Below are 15,220 nucleotides of genomic sequence, written 5' to 3'. Positions count from 1 at the left end.
TGCAGGGTTCAGAGGTATTCGCCGTTATTACGAAAATAACAGCAACTCCCTCTGAACTCTGCAAGGGAGCTTGCGACCGATCTGAATCCTGCGTGTTTGCCATTTTACATTTATGAACGTTAATAGCATAATTCTACCTCATTCTTTTTGGGTAAACATCCTTATGGCTTTATTCACTTCAGCCCCTGACTCTTTATGTATATTGCGCTTATCCGCTATCGGTGATGTATGCCACGCTATTGCTGCAGTTCAAACAATTCAAAAAGAGTGGCCAAGTACCAAGATCACTTGGATTGTCGGAAAGGTAGAAGCACAACTGATCCATGACTTACCTGGAATTATGGTGATCCCATTTGATAAAAAGTTGGGGTTTACTGGAATGAAGGCTATTTGGGAACAATTAAAGGAACAGAAGTTTGATGCATTAGTTCACATGCAATTGGCACTACGTGCTAGTGTATTAACTCTTGGTATAAAAGCTAAATATAAAGTCGGCTTTAATCGAAAACGCGCTAAAGAAGGCCAGTGGTTGTTCACTAATCGCAAAATTAAAGATACTGCATCGACACATGTTCTCGACAGCTTTTATTCTTTTGTCGAATATTTAGGTGTACCTAAAAGTAAACCAACCTGGAATATTCCATTATCCAACGCAGATTTATCTTTTGTTGATGAACATATCCCAACAAATAAGCCTTATGTGGTAATTTCTCCTGCAGCAAGTAAAGATGAACGTAATTGGCTCACTGAGCGCTATGCTCAACTGACTGATTGGTTACATACACATGGTTACCAAGTGGTGCTTTGTGGGTCGCCAAGTGATCGTGAAAAACAGCTTGGTGACAATATTGAATCTTTAACTCAATTACCTATTATTAATTTGATTGGTAAAACTTCATTAAAACAGTTAACTGCGGTATTAAATAAAGCACAGGTTGTAATTGCCCCTGACTCGGGTCCCGCTCATATTGCTACCACACAAAATACACCTGTTGTTGGATTGTATGGTCATAGTAACCCAAAACGTACCGGGCCTTATAACAGCTTTCCTTATGTGGTTAGCGTGTATGAACAACACGTAACAACACAACATGATAAAACGATTGATGAATTAAAGTGGAGCACTCGCGTCAAAGGCAACCATATAATGCAAGATATTAGTCTTGATATGGTAAAAACTCCCTTAAAAACCTTACTCAATTTATAATAATTAAAACACATTACAATAAACAAGGCGCACCTATGATCACTGGCATTGTTATTACTTTAAACGAATCAAGAAATATTGTTGAATGCATTCAATCACTACAGAAAGTGTGTTCTGAAGTAATTATTGTGGATTCTAACAGCACAGATAATACCGTAGAGCTTGCAGAGCAGCTTGGAGCTAAGGTTATCACTCAAAGTTACCTTGGCGATGGTATTCAAAAAAATGTTGGCCTTGATTATGCCAGCAATAATTGGGTATTAAGTTTAGATGCAGATGAACGTTTAACCGACGAAATGGAGGGTGCGATTAAAGCATTAGATTTAACATCGACGTCTCATGATGCATTCGCTTTCCGCCGCCGCAATTACATTGGTAGTCGTTGGGTTAAACAGTGTGGTTGGTATCCTGATTTCTGCATTCGCCTTTATGATCGAACAAAAACACGCTTTGCTGATGTAAAACAACACGCATCAGTTCAAGCGAAAAACCCAGATCGTATTAATGCCGATATTATTCATTACTCTTTTGAAAACCTAGGTCAACTATTTGCAAAACCAGGCCGCAACTTTAGTGGCCGAGCTGCGAAAATCATGTATAAAAAAGGAAAGCGCGCAAATAGCTTTTCTCCTTTTACTCATGGCTTAAATGCATTTATTCGTAAGTATGTTTTCCAAAGAGGCTTCTTAGGTGGTGTTGATGGTATGACAGTCGCTCTTAGTTCTGCAATTAATAGCTATTTAAAATACGCCAAGCTACTTGAATATCAACGTGACCCTAAAGTACTTGAGAACGAAGATTTCAATAAGGTTTGGTAAACACTATGCATATTTGTCATGTAAATTTAGCCTCTGGTTTTAGTGGCGGAGAACGCCAAACTTTACAGTTGATTACTCGTCAGCTAAAGGAAGGCTATCAACTTACTGTTGTCGCAAACCCTAAAAGCCCTTTTGTGGCCGAAATCAAAAAACTGAATTGTAAGTTAGTGCTTGCTAGTCACTTTTCAAAACAGCACAAAAAATCAATAACTGAGCACTGTGACGTTATTCATGTGCATGAAGGACGAGCTATTTACTGGGCGCTAATTCAATCTAAGCGCTTTGGTGTGCCTTATATTGTGACTCGCCGGATTGATAATCCACTGAAAGACAAATGGTTATCAAATATTGCTTATTCAAATGCTACAGCTCTGGTTGGTTTAAGTAATGAGATCGTATCTAAAATTAAAGAACGTCATCCAGACAAGGTTATTTATAAAATCCCAAGCTCACCTGTTAGTTACTCGGTAGAGCAAGAGAATGTAGATACTATTTGGCGTCGTTTTTCTAATCAATTTTTAGTGATTCAAGCGGCAAACTTATTGCACCATAAAGGACATCAGACAACTGTTCAAGCCGCTAAGTTACTTCAAGATCTAGATTCTAACATTCACCTTGCTTTACTTGGTGATGGACCAGAACGAGAAAAACTAGAAAATTTAGTAAAAGAATACGATTTACAGAATATCTCCTTCTTAGGGAAACAAAATCGTATGGGGGATTGGTTTGCGGCTGCAGATTTACTGATCCACCCTTCTTACAGTGAAGGATTAGGCTCTGTTATTTTAGAGGCGATGGGCGCTAAACTACCAGTTATTGGCAGTAATGCAGGTGGTATTCCAGATATTATTGATGATCTGGAATCAGGTTTATTAGTGAAAGCAAAAGATGCTCAAGCTCTTGCTAATGCTATTTATCAAGTAGCGACAGACAAACCTCTACGCAATAAATTGATTATTGGCGGACAAGAAAAACTTGCTATATTTGACATAAAGCATACAACTTCTCTTTATCGTGATATTTATCAAACGATTATTGATGGAAAAAAATAGCTATGGCAACTCGAGTTATCTACCCCGGAACGTTTGATCCAGTTACAAATGGACACTTGGACTTAATTAAACGCACTTCAACTATGTTTGATCACATCATTGTCGCTGTTGCTGCTAGTCCAAGTAAAAAAACTCTATTTACTCTCGATGAGCGCGTTGAATTAGTAAAACAATCGGTATCTTCATTAGATAATGTGACTGTCGAAGGCTTCTCTGGACTAATGGTTGATTTTGCTAAACAAAAACAAGCAAACCTATTGGTTCGAGGCTTAAGAACAACGATGGACTTTGAGTATGAATTTGGCTTAACTAGTATGTATCGTAAATTGATGCCTGAATTAGAGAGTGTTTTTCTTACCCCCTCTGAAGAATTTGCTTTTTTATCTTCAACAATCGTAAGAGAAGTTGCACTTCATGGCGGTAATGTAGAAGAGTTTGTACCTAACTGTGTTAACGCTGCATTAGAAGATAAATTACACTCTTAAGACTCTTAACTCTAAATACATATTTAAGTCCTCACAAAAAAGGCCATTCTAATATGAATGGCCTTTAATATAATTTGTATCAACTTGAGAAATCACACCAAGCTAATAGACGTTAATGTGTACCTTTCACTTGGCCATTAATATATAAACTTTGTAATTTATGATATTCATTACCTAACTGCTTATCGTCATTTTGAATGGGTTCATTACTCACTTCTAATTCTTCAATCCATTGATATAGCTTTTCAGGTTTGGCATTTAAATAAATACCATCTCTGGTAAACGTCATTTCAGGATTATAACCAAATCTTGCTGCATTATCTGTTCCCAATAAATTACGCCCGCCTAAACTGTAGTAATTAGCCTCTGAAAGACTAAATGCATACAAGGTTGGAAAAATATCTTTATGCGAGCCCATTCGATTTTTATCATATTCATTGGGAACTTGCTGTTGGATTTTCATCGGTACATATAAGTAAAATGGTACCGCATGAATAATAGGAAGATCATTAGGGTAAGACATTGTAAAGCCTCTTAAACGATGATCCCCTGTTGCAGCTATCAATGTTGAATCACCTAGTGAGGATTGTTTAATATCCGAAATAAACTCACCTAATGCATTATTGGCATATTGATAAGTTTCAGATAATCGAGTCGCTTCTTCTTTAGTAGATCGCATTCGATTCACCAAACGTTCGCTTACCTTAATTGGCTTTACATCATAATTTTCTGGTACTTCATAAGGAGTGTGGTTTGTAATAGTTAAGATATAGATCATAAGAGGCTGAGTAGCTTCTTTTAACTCTTTTTCTGCTAGTTTAAAGGCGTATTCATCTGAAAGGCCCCATTCACCACGAAATTCCTCTGCTTCAGGAAAAGCTTTTAAGATGGCGTTTTCATCTAAGATCTCATCAAAACCTTGAGATGGTAAATAATTAGCGACATTACGCCACATACCATTGGTGGCGGTAATAAAAATCGTTTTATACCCTGCAGCTTTATAAGGACGGGCTGCCGCTGCTGCGACTTCTACTTTTTGAGCAGAAGAGTGACTGATAGTAGGAACATTACTTTGTCCTAGCATATTCACTAACGTATTAATGGTCGCCGTTGTTTCCGCTAAAAATCGCTTAAAAACAAAATCAGACTCAAAGGCTGGTCGCAATGCTCCTAATAAGTCATTTTCTGGATAGTTATCTTCAACAAGAACATTAGTTCCCATACCTTCCATTAATGCCATAACAACATGAGGTTTGTTCTCTGCTAAATAAGCATTATAGGGTGTCGTAAACTGCCCCGTAGGATTACCAACCACCTTGGTAAACTGAGCTTCAAGATCAGCTTTACCTACTGAGTGAAATTTATTCTGTTTTTTATAATCACTTTTCGCCCACTCAAGTGCGATTAACCCATTAGGAGTGATACTGTTAAGCACTTTATAATCTGAAACTTGCGCGTGATAACGTTTTAATGGATGGGAGCCTAGCGTGCCTCGTGCAAAGAAGAATATCGTCAAGATCATCACAAAAACAGAGACAGAAGTGATTACTTTGTGTTGTAGTTTCCATTCCCATTGCTGCATTTTCTTTACTGCAGTACGTACAACAAAGGCAGACAAAAAAGCCACTATCACACTACTAATAAAAGACAATAAAATAGGGTAATCAGTCCAAGCATTGGCTAATACGGCCTTAGTATCATCATCTGCTAATCCAAAGATAAATACATCAATGTGATTACCATAGGTAAGGTAGTAGTAATAATTACCAATGGAAAAACCAGTAACAAGGAAAAAGATAAGCCCTGCGTACCAAGGGATTATTTTTGAAAAGACACGATAGGCTTTTGGGAAAATAGCGAGAACCAGACCAATGAGCAATAAAGGTGCAAAACCAATCACTACTATTTTTAAATCAAAGCGTAAGCCGGTAAATAGTGCACGCCATAAATCAGTACCTCGATGCGCAAGCTCTGTTGTGTCGACAATATTGGCTAAAAACACCAAACGGCCAACCGATAATATAATTACTGCGATAAAAACAGATAACCAAATGGTTCTACTGAGTTGTTTGAAATTTTGTTGAAAGTTCATGGTTTCTCTATTTTGTTTTAGGTAATGGTTGGCACTTATCACACCAAAATGTATTTCGTTGCCCTATTTTCTCTTCTTGGATGAGAGAGTTGCAACTTAGGCACGGTTTATTGGCTCTACCGTAGACATGCAATTCTTGTGCAAAGTAACCTGGTTTCCCGTCAACTTGGTTAAAATCTTTTAGGGTAGTTCCACCTTGTTTAATCGCGGTTTCGAGTACGATTTTTATTTCACTCACTAATCTTTGTATTTGTTTTGGCTTCAATTTACCTACTGGTGTCTTAGGATGTATTTTTGCCATAAATAAAGATTCGCTGGCGTAGATATTACCCACCCCCACCACAACGGCGTTGTTCATAATAAACTGCTTTACGACGACTTTTTTATTCTTTGCTTTTTCTGCTAGATATTCCGCATTAAATACATCGGTAAGTGGCTCAGGACCAAGCTTAGCAAGTACATCATGTGATACGCCTACTTCAGAATATAACCAAGCACCAAATTTACGAGGATCGTTATAGCGAAGAAGTTTACCGTTATCTAATACAAGATCCACATGATCGTGTTTTGCTGGTGGGATAGTCTCCTCAAGTATGCGTAGACTACCAGACATACCAAGGTGAATAATAGCTGTGCCTTCTGGGGTATCTATCATTAAGTATTTAGCACGACGGCGGATGGATTGAATTCTTTGCCCTACGAGTTTTTGTAGCTCTTGTGGGATCGGCCAGCGCAGCTTCTCGGTCCTCACCGTAATCGCTTTGATAGTTTGACCTTGTAGGTGTGGTGTTATTCCTAATCGGCTGGTTTCGACTTCTGGTAGTTCTGGCATTTAAGATCCTTTTTAAAATAAGGGTTCAGATCGGTCGCAAGCTCCCTTGCAGGGTTCAGAGGTGAACATTGTGATTTCAGCGTATGATATTTGAAACTAGAGACTAGCAACCCCTCCCTGCCTCCCCTTATGTTTACTTTATCAGCCAAGTAACTATGCCGATAAAGGGGAGGAGCTAGAAGCAACTTCCTCTGAACTCTGCAAGCGAAGCGATCTGAATTCTAGCTCTTACCTAAACAAATACCCTTCTTCCGCACTCACCGCTATCCATTCACCCTGCCAGTTCTGCATCATCCAGAAATTCGGCGCTTGGTAAATAGTCACACGCTGTGGTTCTTCTTGATCTGCAAACCACACTTCTACCGTGTTTGGTGCTGGTAATTTGGTTTTGAGTACTTTCACTGATTCTTCGTTTAGTACTGTACCTTCAAGAGTAAACCAGCGTTTAATCAATTGGCTATCTGTTTTTGACGTATCGGAAGTAAGATCATAATCTGCAAAGTGCATTTTTTGGATGGCATTAACACCTTCAAATAAAGGCTGTACGCCTGTTATCGTTTCTACTTGTTGTTCTGGTTCGAGTAAGTAGGTTTTGATTAGCTGAGGGGCTTGTAGGACGCCAATGAAGAGTAATACAAAGATGATCAGCATATTGTTGTATTTACGGCGTGATAGTTTTTTCATTTTAAATCCTTTTTTAAAAGCAGAGTTCAGATCGGTCGCAAGCTCCCTTGCAGAGTTCAGAGGTGAACATTGTGATTTCAGCGTATGATATTTGAAACTAGAGACTATACGCTTCGCTAACTAGACCACTTCGCTCCTATAAAAGCAAAAAGCGAAGGATTCAGGATTCAGGTTTCAGGAAAGGCAAAAGCAAGCACACCTGAAACCTGCAAGCGCAGCGTATAGTTTCTAGTTCTTTACTAGCAACCCCTCCCAGCCTCCCCTTATATTTACTTTATCAACCAAGTAGCTATGTCGATAAAGGGGAGGAGCTAGAAGCAAGCTCCTCTGAATTCTGCAAGCGTAGCGATCTGAACTCTAGCTCTTTCCCTGATTTTAACGCAAAAAAAAAACCCAGCAACAAGGCTGGGTTTTCAATATTATCAAAGTTGCAATCAGTAATAGAATTACTTGATTTTAGCTTCTTTGTAAAGAACGTGCTGACGTACAACAGGATCAAACTTTTTGATCTCCATTTTACCAGGCATGTTACGTTTGTTCTTATCAGTTGTGTAGAAGTGACCAGTGTTAGCAGTTGATACTAACTTGATTTTCTCACGTGCGCCTTTAGCCATTTTCTAGATCCTTTTAAACGTTCTCGCCACGAGCACGCATTTCAGAAAGAACGACATCGATGCCTTTCTTATCAATGATACGCATACCTTTAACGGTTAGACGAAGTTTAACGAAGCGTTTTTCGCTTTCTACCCAGAAACGATGAGTTTGTAGGTTCGGCAGAAAACGACGCTTGGTGGCATTTTTTGCGTGTGAGCGGTTGTTACCAACTGCAGGACGCTTACCAGTTACTTGGCATACTCGGGACATTGCTGTCTTCTCCAAATCGTTTCAGCTCGATATCACCTTGGTGGCAAAAAACCACTATTAATTCCAAATGAAATTAATAATTCAAGGCTATCAAAGGTCGCGCATTATACTAACTGAATGCGCATTGCTCAAGACCCTAATGGGTCATTTTTACTATTTTTTGTGTTTTTTTTATTCAATTGCTTAAAAAAACACTCAAATCCATCCTCTTTCGGCAAAAGAGACTATTTCTCCATCACCAATCACAAAATGATCGAGGACTCGGATATCAACCAATTCTACTGCATCTGAGATACGTTTTGTTATCCTTCTGTCAGCTTGACTTGGCTCTGCGACACCAGATGGGTGATTATGCGCTAAAATGATGGCGGCTGCATTATAATCTATCGATCTTTTTACAACTTCTCTTGGATAGACCGCTGCAGCATCGATTGTTCCTTCAAATAATACCTCCCCTTTAAGTACTCGATGTTGGTTATCAAGAAAAAGTACATAGAAAGCTTCTCGATGCCGATCTCTTAATATTCGTGTTAAATAACGCTTGGTGTGCTCTGGACTGGTGAGCGCATCTTCCTTTTCCATTTTTTCAAATAAATATCGCTCAGTCATTTCAACGACAGCTTGCAACTGGGCAAACTTTGCCGAGCCTAATCCTTTGTGACTGCAAAATTCACTTTCGTTCGATCCTAATAATTTTCTTAAGGATCCAAATTCTTTTAATAACTTGTCAGCCAGTTCAATCGCGTTCATTCCTTTGATACCAGTGCGAAGGAAGATAGCTAGCAACTCTGCATCGGTTAATGACTTTGGCCCTAGGGCAAGTAACTTCTCTCTTGGACGGGATTCCTCTGGCAAATTCATTAAAGACATAAATGACTCATGTGATGATTAATATTTATACAGGTTACAATCAATCCTCTGACCTTACCTTTCTCCTTCCCTAGCCTTCGGCCTGCTTCAAAGCTTGATTGCAATTATGTTTTTGCTCATTTACTTGCATCAAGAGATTGAAGTGCATCACTCTGAAAAAAAATTATGATATGGTTAGCGCATTAATGGTGAATCACTTAAAGGTAAGTCGCGTCATGGCATCTCTCTCAGGAAAACGTATTCTTCTTGGTATTAGTGGCGGCATAGCTGCTTATAAATGTGCAGAGCTCACTCGTCGACTTATCGAGCGTGGCGCTGAGGTTCGTGTTGTGATGACAACCGCAGCCAAAGAGTTTATTACGCCTCTGACAATGCAAGCCGTCTCTGGTCACCCTGTTGCTGACAGTTTATTAGATCCTGCTGCAGAAGCGTCGATGGGACACATTGAACTGGCTAAATGGGCTGATATCGTATTACTGGCTCCTGCTACTGCCGATTTAATCGCAAGAATGGCAGCTGGCATGGGTAACGATTTAGTAAGTACTTTGGTGCTTGCGACGGATTCACCTATTGCCGTTTCTCCGGCGATGAATCAACAAATGTATGCCAATCTAGCGACTCAAGAGAACATTGCGACCCTAGCTCGCCGTGGTATGCATATTTGGGGTCCTGCAGCTGGTCAGCAAGCGTGTGGTGACGTTGGGATGGGCAGAATGCTTGAGCCAATGGAGCTGGTGCATTTGTGTGAAGACTTTTTTCAAAAAGATGAAGATAAACCACTTTATGGCCAATCTTTATTAATCACGGCAGGTCCAACTCGTGAAGCGCTTGATCCAGTTCGCTACATCTCAAATCACAGCTCAGGAAAAATGGGCTTTGCAATTGCAGAAGCGGCTGCGCAATTAGGGGCAAAAGTCACTTTAATTAGTGGCCCTGTAGGTTTGGCTACTCCAGCTAATGTTGAGCGTATTGATATTGAAAGTGCAGAACAGATGCATAGTGCTGTCATGAGTAAAACATCATCTCACTCACTCTTTATTGCTTGTGCTGCGGTGGCTGATTTCAGACCTAGCCAAGTTGCCCCTCAAAAAATGAAGAAAACCGCCGATAATGACGGTATGACCATCACAATGGTGAAGAACCCTGATATTGTTGCGTCGGTTGCTGCAATGACTGAGCAACGTCCTTTTACTGTTGGTTTTGCTGCAGAAACTCAAGATGTAGAAAAGTATGCGCGTGGCAAATTAGAACGTAAGAATCTAGATATGATCTGTGCGAATGATGTCTCAATTCAAGGACAAGGCTTTAATAGCGACAACAATGCGCTTCATCTGTATTGGAAAGGCGGCGATAAAGCATTACCGTTAACGGTGAAGTCAGAGTTGGGTAAGGCGATTATGTTGGAGATAGTTGAGAGACTAGAGACTATACGCTGCGCTAACTAGATACTATAAAAACAGCACTTAAAAATAAAAAAGACAAAGGAACAACAATGACGACAACAAAAAAAACAAATCGTCGTGATGAAATATTACAAGCGTTAGCACAAATGTTGGAATCTAACGAAGGTGCTTCACGTATTACTACCGCAAAACTTGCTAAACAAGTGGGTGTATCCGAAGCAGCGTTATATCGCCACTTTCCAAGCAAGGCAAAAATGTTTGAAGGGTTGATTGAGTTTATTGAAGAATCTCTATTCTCTCGTATCAATCGAATTATTGAAGATGAAAAAGATACCTTAAAACGTATTGAGCTATTATTAAAACTTCTACTGGCGTTTGCTGAACGTAATCCGGGGTTAACTCGAATTATGACTGGTCACGCATTAATGTTTGAAAATGAGCGTCTTCGTGAACGAATTAATCAAATCTTCGAACGTATTGAACTGCAATTCAAACAGATATTACGTGAGCGTATGATACGTGAAGGTAAAGCATTCCCTGTTGATGAGGGTATTCTTGCTGCACAACTTGTTGGTCAAGTGGAAGGCAGCTTCTGTCGCTTTGTACGATCTGATTTCAAATATCAGCCAACCGCAAACTTTAATGAGTATTGGGCACTATTAAGTGCTCAGATCCAATAAATCCAACCCAATCTAACGGTATTTCACGTTAGATTGGTCTTTTTCAAACAGGTTTACGATGTCTAAATATCAAGCCCCTAAATTCTCCATCTCTCTTCTGCACCCTAAATATTGGGGGGTTTGGTTTGGCTTTGGTTTATTGTTCACTATCGTCACGGTTTTACCTTATAAAGCGACCTATAAACTCGCTCGAGGGTTAGGCTTTCTAGGATTAAAATTTAGTAAGTCTCGCGCTCATATTGCTCGCCGTAATCTTGAATTGGCTTTTCCTGAGATGACCTCACCTGAGCGCGAAGCTATCGTTATTGAGAATTTCAAAAACTCAGGGTTGGCTATTTTTGAAACTGGGATGGCTTGGGTGTGGCCAAACTGGCGTATAGAAAAGCACTTTAGCTACGAGAATGTGCAGCATCTATTAGATTTTGAGAAAGAAAAAAAAGGCGTATTGGTCGTTATTGTTCACGCCCTTAATCTTGAGCTAACTTGTCGAGCTATGGCAGCGGTCTCTCCTGGTTACGGCGTTTATCGACCTCACAACAACCCTGCTTATGACTTTATTCAGTACTGGGGACGCACTAGCCACGGAAATCAAGCCATTGATCGTAAAGACGTAAAGGAAATGATTCGTAAGTTGCGCGATGGCGAGCGAGTCTGTTATTTGCCAGACCACGACTACAATCGAAATAAGTCAGTATTTGTGCCTTTCTTTGCGGTTCCCGATGCTTGCACCACTATTGGATCTGATATTTTAATCAGTGCTAGCCAATGTGCTGTAATCACTGCATCAGGGTTTAGAACCTACAATAATTATCATCTGCAGATTGATCATGACATCAGCGATCAATTTCCGAAGAAAGATCCCACTGGCGTTGCGACAGTAATGAACCAAGCCGTTGAGCGTGTCATTCTTCGTGGTATTCCTCAATGGATGTGGCTGCATAAGCGATTTAAGACCATGGAAGATCCAAGCATTAAAAAAGGCATTCGTTACGATTAATCGGATGTCGCTATTTCGGAGTTAAACTAGGGAAAGATGAAAACCAATTTAATCACACGTGAAGGCTTTAATAAGCTACAAGATGAACTCACGTTTCTATGGAAGGAAGAACGCCCCGAAGTCACAAAAAAAGTGACTTGGGCCGCTAGCTTAGGTGACCGTAGCGAAAACGCAGATTACCAATACAATAAGAAACGCCTGCGCGAAATTGACCGCCGTGTACGTTATTTACGTAAGCGTTTGGAGCAAGTCAAAGTCGTTGATTACTCCCCCCAACAAGATGGCAAAATCTTTTTCGGTGCGTTCGTGGAAATTGAAAACGAACAAGGCAATACCCTCTCTTTTCGCATTGTCGGCCCAGATGAAATTTTTGGTCGCCATGATTACATTTCGATAGATTCTCCTATGGCGCGAGCGCTCATCAAGAAAGAAGTGGATGAAGAAGCGATTGTGAAAACGCCGGAGGGGAATAAAGAATGGTTTGTGAATTCGATTAGGTACTAAGAGCAGGACGGCTTCGCCTAAAGGTTTCAGGAAGAGCTTAGCAGAGATCGCTGTAGTTGCAGCACCAAAGAAGGTTCTCCCCCTTTATCACTGAGGTTATGAAAGTGACATTGTTAATATAAGGGGGAGTTAGAGGGGGTTGGTTACACCATAATTCAGTGATTCAGATAAACTAAACATTATCACTAGCAACCCCTCCTAGCCTCCCCTTATATAAAAATTTGCTACCAAATAGCATTGGTGAACAAGGGGAGGAACTGTATTGTGATCGCTTGAACTACCACGTTCTCCTCTGAACCCTGCAAGGGAGCTTGCGACCGATCTGAACTCTGCTCTTTGCTTCTATCCAATAATTTTTAATTAAAAAAGAATCAAAAATGATAATAAATATAATTGCTAAAGAACTTAACGTTCGCCCTCAACAAGTTGCCGCTGCTGTTCAATTGATTGACGAAGGCAGCACGATTCCATTTATTGCTCGTTACCGTAAAGAAGTAACAGAAGGTTTGGACGATACTCAACTTCGTACGCTAGACACTCGTTTAACCTATTTACGTGAGCTAGATGACCGTCGTAAAACCATTCTAAAATCGATCACAGAACAAGACAAACTGACGCCTGAACTAGAGCGTGAGATTTTAGATGCCGACAGCAAAACTCGTCTTGAAGATTTGTACTTACCCTTCAAACGTAAGCGTCGTACTAAAGGTCAAATTGCAATTGAAGCAGGTATTGAACCGCTGGCTGATTTATTGTGGACCCAACCTGAAAATAACCCTGAAGATGCCGCTCAATCGTATGTGAATGCGGATAATGGCTTTGCTGATACCAAAGCTGTGCTTGATGGTGCTCGTGCAATCCTGATGGAGCGTATGGCTGAAGACGCTAACTTACTAGAGAAAGTACGTAGCTACTTAACCAGCAATGCAGAACTAAGTTCTAAAATGGTTGATGGTCAAGAACATGCAGGCGAGAAATTTAAAGATTACTTTGAGCATAATGAAAAGCTAACCCGTGTTCCTTCTCACCGTGCGCTTGCGATGCTTCGTGGTCGTAATGAAGGTTTTTTACAGCTTTCAATTAATGCCGATCCAAATCAAGAAGAAAGCGTTCGTGGCTCTTACTGTGAAATCATCATTGCCAATCATTATGGTATTACTCTAGGTTCTCAACCTGCTGATTTATGGCGTAAGCAAGTGATCAGTTGGGCATGGCGCATTAAGATTTTAATGCACATGGAAACTGAATTAATGGGCGGCTTAAAAGAGCGCTCTGAAGACGAAGCGATTGATGTATTTGCCACTAACCTTAAAGACTTATTAATGGCGGCACCAGCTGGTCTGAAAACCACATTAGGTTTAGATCCTGGTTTACGTACCGGAACTAAAGTTGCGGTGGTTGATGTAACAGGTAAAGTATTAGCAACAGATACGATTTATCCTAACCAGCCCCACAACCAAATAGCTAAATCAGCACATACGATTGAAAATTTAATCAAAAAACATAACGTTGATTTGATTGCGATTGGTAATGGTACAGCCTCTCGTGAAACCGATGCGTTTGTTGGTGATTTACTAAAAAAATCAGGCTTATCTGCAACCAAAATTATCGTTAGTGAAGCCGGTGCATCTGTGTACTCGGCCTCTGAACTCGCAGCAAAAGAGTTCCCAGATTTAGATGTATCAATCCGTGGTGCGGTTTCTATCGCTCGTCGCTTGCAAGATCCACTGGCTGAACTAGTAAAAATTGACCCGAAAGCAATTGGTGTTGGTCAATATCAGCACGATGTTAGTCAAAGCCAATTAGCGAAGAAACTAGATGCGGTAATTGAAGACTGTGTAAATGCCGTTGGTGTTGATGTTAATACGGCATCTTCTGCATTATTGACCCGTGTTGCTGGTTTATCGACGACGATCGCACAAAATATTGTTGATTACCGTGATGCAAATGGTCGCTTTGAAAACCGTATTACATTGAAAAAAGTCGCTCGTTTGGGGCCAAAAGCGTTTGAGCAATGTGCTGGTTTCTTACGTGTGATGAATGGTAAAAACCCTCTGGATGCCTCCGCGGTTCACCCTGAAGCCTATCCTGTCGTCAAAGCGATGGCAGAAAAAAACAATAAAGCGATTGATGCGATTATTGGTAACACTGAGTTCTTACGCTCGGTTGCTGCCAATGACTACATCAGTGCTGATTTTGGTCTACCTACCGTCACTGACATCATTTCTGAACTTGATAAACCGGGTCGAGATCCTCGTCCTGAGTTTAAAACTGCGACCTTTGCTGATGGCGTAAACACGGTATCTGATCTTGAATTAGGGATGATATTGGAAGGTGTGGTTTCGAACGTGGCAAACTTTGGTGCGTTTGTTGATATCGGTGTTCACCAAGATGGTTTAGTTCATATCTCTGCGCTAAGTGATACGTTCGTTTCTGATCCACGTGAAGTGGTTAAAGCTGGCGATATCGTAAAAGTGAAGGTTATGGAAGTCGATGTGCAACGTAAGCGTATCGCCCTGACTATGCGTTTGAATGATACTCCAGGGGAAGATAACCGTCCTCAGCGTCAATCAAATAAACCACAGCAGCGTAATGAGCGTACTCAAGCGCCAAGGCCTTCCTCTTCAGCAAGACAACAGCGTTCAAATAATGATGTTGGTAATGCGGCGATGGGTGGTGCGTTTGCTGCGGCGTTTGCGAAGGCGAAGAAATAAAAATGTGGAAAGCGAAGC

General features: G+C 40.5%; 15 protein-coding genes. 9 read left to right on the top strand and 6 right to left on the bottom strand.

Annotated features, from left to right (window positions below; genetic code table 11):
• Positions 1-163 precede the first annotated feature (163 nt).
• Genes AC2INI_RS00600 through coaD form a run of 4 tightly spaced genes read left to right on the top strand, consistent with a single transcriptional unit; the run spans position 164 to position 3,562 of the window.
• Positions 164-1,207, top strand: coding sequence for a glycosyltransferase family 9 protein (locus AC2INI_RS00600; RefSeq protein ID WP_486305096.1), 1,044 nt, complete (start codon positions 164-166; stop codon positions 1,205-1,207).
• Between the two features lie 35 nt (positions 1,208-1,242).
• Positions 1,243-2,025, top strand: a complete 783-nt coding sequence (locus tag AC2INI_RS00595; RefSeq protein ID WP_486305095.1) for a glycosyltransferase family 2 protein — start codon at positions 1,243-1,245, stop codon at positions 2,023-2,025.
• Between the two features lie 5 nt (positions 2,026-2,030).
• A complete protein-coding gene (locus AC2INI_RS00590) occupies positions 2,031-3,077 on the top strand; it encodes a glycosyltransferase family 4 protein (RefSeq protein ID WP_486305094.1) in 1,047 nt (348 codons plus the stop codon).
• Between the two features lie 2 nt (positions 3,078-3,079).
• Entirely contained in the window at positions 3,080-3,562 is a 483-nt protein-coding gene (coaD, locus tag AC2INI_RS00585) for a pantetheine-phosphate adenylyltransferase (protein ID WP_486305093.1), read from the top strand.
• Between the two features lie 112 nt (positions 3,563-3,674).
• Here the strand turns inward: coaD and AC2INI_RS00580 are convergent, their stop codons facing one another.
• From AC2INI_RS00580 to radC, 6 genes are all read right to left on the bottom strand, one after another.
• Complete coding sequence (locus tag AC2INI_RS00580) at positions 3,675-5,654, bottom strand: LTA synthase family protein (RefSeq protein WP_486305092.1); 1,980 nt, start codon at positions 5,652-5,654, stop codon at positions 3,675-3,677.
• A 7-nt stretch (positions 5,655-5,661) separates the two neighbouring features.
• Positions 5,662-6,486: a bifunctional DNA-formamidopyrimidine glycosylase/DNA-(apurinic or apyrimidinic site) lyase gene (gene mutM / locus AC2INI_RS00575; RefSeq protein WP_486305091.1), complete on the bottom strand. Its 825-nt coding sequence runs from the start codon at positions 6,484-6,486 to the stop codon at positions 5,662-5,664.
• 228 nt (positions 6,487-6,714) lie between these two features.
• Positions 6,715-7,170: a hypothetical protein gene (locus AC2INI_RS00570; RefSeq protein ID WP_486305090.1), complete on the bottom strand. Its 456-nt coding sequence runs from the start codon at positions 7,168-7,170 to the stop codon at positions 6,715-6,717.
• A 446-nt stretch (positions 7,171-7,616) separates the two neighbouring features.
• Positions 7,617-7,784, bottom strand: a complete 168-nt coding sequence (gene rpmG / locus AC2INI_RS00565) for a 50S ribosomal protein L33 (protein ID WP_012549068.1) — start codon at positions 7,782-7,784, stop codon at positions 7,617-7,619.
• Positions 7,785-7,797: 13 nt separating this feature from the next.
• Positions 7,798-8,034 (bottom strand): 50S ribosomal protein L28, encoded by a 237-nt coding sequence (gene rpmB / locus AC2INI_RS00560; protein WP_122033338.1) that lies wholly within the window; start codon positions 8,032-8,034, stop codon positions 7,798-7,800.
• A gap of 195 nt (positions 8,035-8,229) precedes the next feature.
• The gene (gene radC / locus AC2INI_RS00555) at positions 8,230-8,904 is read right to left on the bottom strand and encodes a RadC family protein (protein ID WP_122033339.1); all 675 of its coding nucleotides are present in this window, start codon (positions 8,902-8,904) and stop codon (positions 8,230-8,232) included.
• A 215-nt stretch (positions 8,905-9,119) separates the two neighbouring features.
• Between radC and coaBC the strand changes: the two genes are divergently transcribed.
• From coaBC to AC2INI_RS00530, 5 genes are all read left to right on the top strand, one after another.
• Positions 9,120-10,349 carry a bifunctional phosphopantothenoylcysteine decarboxylase/phosphopantothenate--cysteine ligase CoaBC gene (gene coaBC, locus AC2INI_RS00550; RefSeq protein WP_486305089.1) on the top strand — a complete coding sequence of 410 codons (1,230 nt, stop codon included), beginning with the start codon at positions 9,120-9,122 and terminating at the stop codon, positions 10,347-10,349.
• A gap of 47 nt (positions 10,350-10,396) precedes the next feature.
• Positions 10,397-10,987 (top strand): nucleoid occlusion factor SlmA, encoded by a 591-nt coding sequence (gene slmA, locus AC2INI_RS00545; protein WP_122033341.1) that lies wholly within the window; start codon positions 10,397-10,399, stop codon positions 10,985-10,987.
• Between the two features lie 58 nt (positions 10,988-11,045).
• Positions 11,046-11,984, top strand: coding sequence for a Kdo(2)-lipid IV(A) acyltransferase (locus AC2INI_RS00540; RefSeq protein ID WP_486305088.1), 939 nt, complete (start codon positions 11,046-11,048; stop codon positions 11,982-11,984).
• Positions 11,985-12,020: 36 nt separating this feature from the next.
• On the top strand, positions 12,021-12,488 hold the full coding sequence (greB, locus tag AC2INI_RS00535) for a transcription elongation factor GreB (protein ID WP_486305087.1): 468 nt from the start codon (positions 12,021-12,023) through the stop codon (positions 12,486-12,488).
• 377 nt (positions 12,489-12,865) lie between these two features.
• Positions 12,866-15,202 (top strand): Tex family protein, encoded by a 2,337-nt coding sequence (locus tag AC2INI_RS00530; protein ID WP_486305086.1) that lies wholly within the window; start codon positions 12,866-12,868, stop codon positions 15,200-15,202.
• Positions 15,203-15,220 lie beyond the last annotated feature (18 nt).

It is taken from the genome of Aliivibrio friggae, assembly GCF_057368515.1.
The sequence above is the reverse complement of the archived record's forward strand: the minus strand, read 5'-3'. Positions and strand labels throughout refer to the sequence as shown.

Excerpts from the sequence above, each read along its gene's own strand:
- mutM (WP_486305091.1), bottom strand. The coding sequence starts at position 6,486 with ATGCCAGAACTACCAGAAGTCGAAACCAGCCGATTAGGAATAACACCA.
- AC2INI_RS00540 (WP_486305088.1), top strand. The coding sequence starts at position 11,046 with ATGTCTAAATATCAAGCCCCTAAATTCTCCATCTCTCTTCTGCACCCT.
- coaBC (WP_486305089.1), top strand. The coding sequence starts at position 9,120 with ATGGCATCTCTCTCAGGAAAACGTATTCTTCTTGGTATTAGTGGCGGC.
- slmA (WP_122033341.1), top strand. The coding sequence starts at position 10,397 with ATGACGACAACAAAAAAAACAAATCGTCGTGATGAAATATTACAAGCG.
- AC2INI_RS00530 (WP_486305086.1), top strand. The coding sequence starts at position 12,866 with ATGATAATAAATATAATTGCTAAAGAACTTAACGTTCGCCCTCAACAA.
- AC2INI_RS00590 (WP_486305094.1), top strand. The coding sequence starts at position 2,031 with ATGCATATTTGTCATGTAAATTTAGCCTCTGGTTTTAGTGGCGGAGAA.
- coaD (WP_486305093.1), top strand. The coding sequence starts at position 3,080 with ATGGCAACTCGAGTTATCTACCCCGGAACGTTTGATCCAGTTACAAAT.
- greB (WP_486305087.1), top strand. The coding sequence starts at position 12,021 with ATGAAAACCAATTTAATCACACGTGAAGGCTTTAATAAGCTACAAGAT.
- radC (WP_122033339.1), bottom strand. The coding sequence starts at position 8,904 with ATGTCTTTAATGAATTTGCCAGAGGAATCCCGTCCAAGAGAGAAGTTA.
- rpmG (WP_012549068.1), bottom strand. The coding sequence starts at position 7,784 with ATGGCTAAAGGCGCACGTGAGAAAATCAAGTTAGTATCAACTGCTAAC.
- rpmB (WP_122033338.1), bottom strand. The coding sequence starts at position 8,034 with ATGTCCCGAGTATGCCAAGTAACTGGTAAGCGTCCTGCAGTTGGTAAC.
- AC2INI_RS00570 (WP_486305090.1), bottom strand. The coding sequence starts at position 7,170 with ATGAAAAAACTATCACGCCGTAAATACAACAATATGCTGATCATCTTT.
- AC2INI_RS00595 (WP_486305095.1), top strand. The coding sequence starts at position 1,243 with ATGATCACTGGCATTGTTATTACTTTAAACGAATCAAGAAATATTGTT.
- AC2INI_RS00600 (WP_486305096.1), top strand. The coding sequence starts at position 164 with ATGGCTTTATTCACTTCAGCCCCTGACTCTTTATGTATATTGCGCTTA.
- AC2INI_RS00580 (WP_486305092.1), bottom strand. The coding sequence starts at position 5,654 with ATGAACTTTCAACAAAATTTCAAACAACTCAGTAGAACCATTTGGTTA.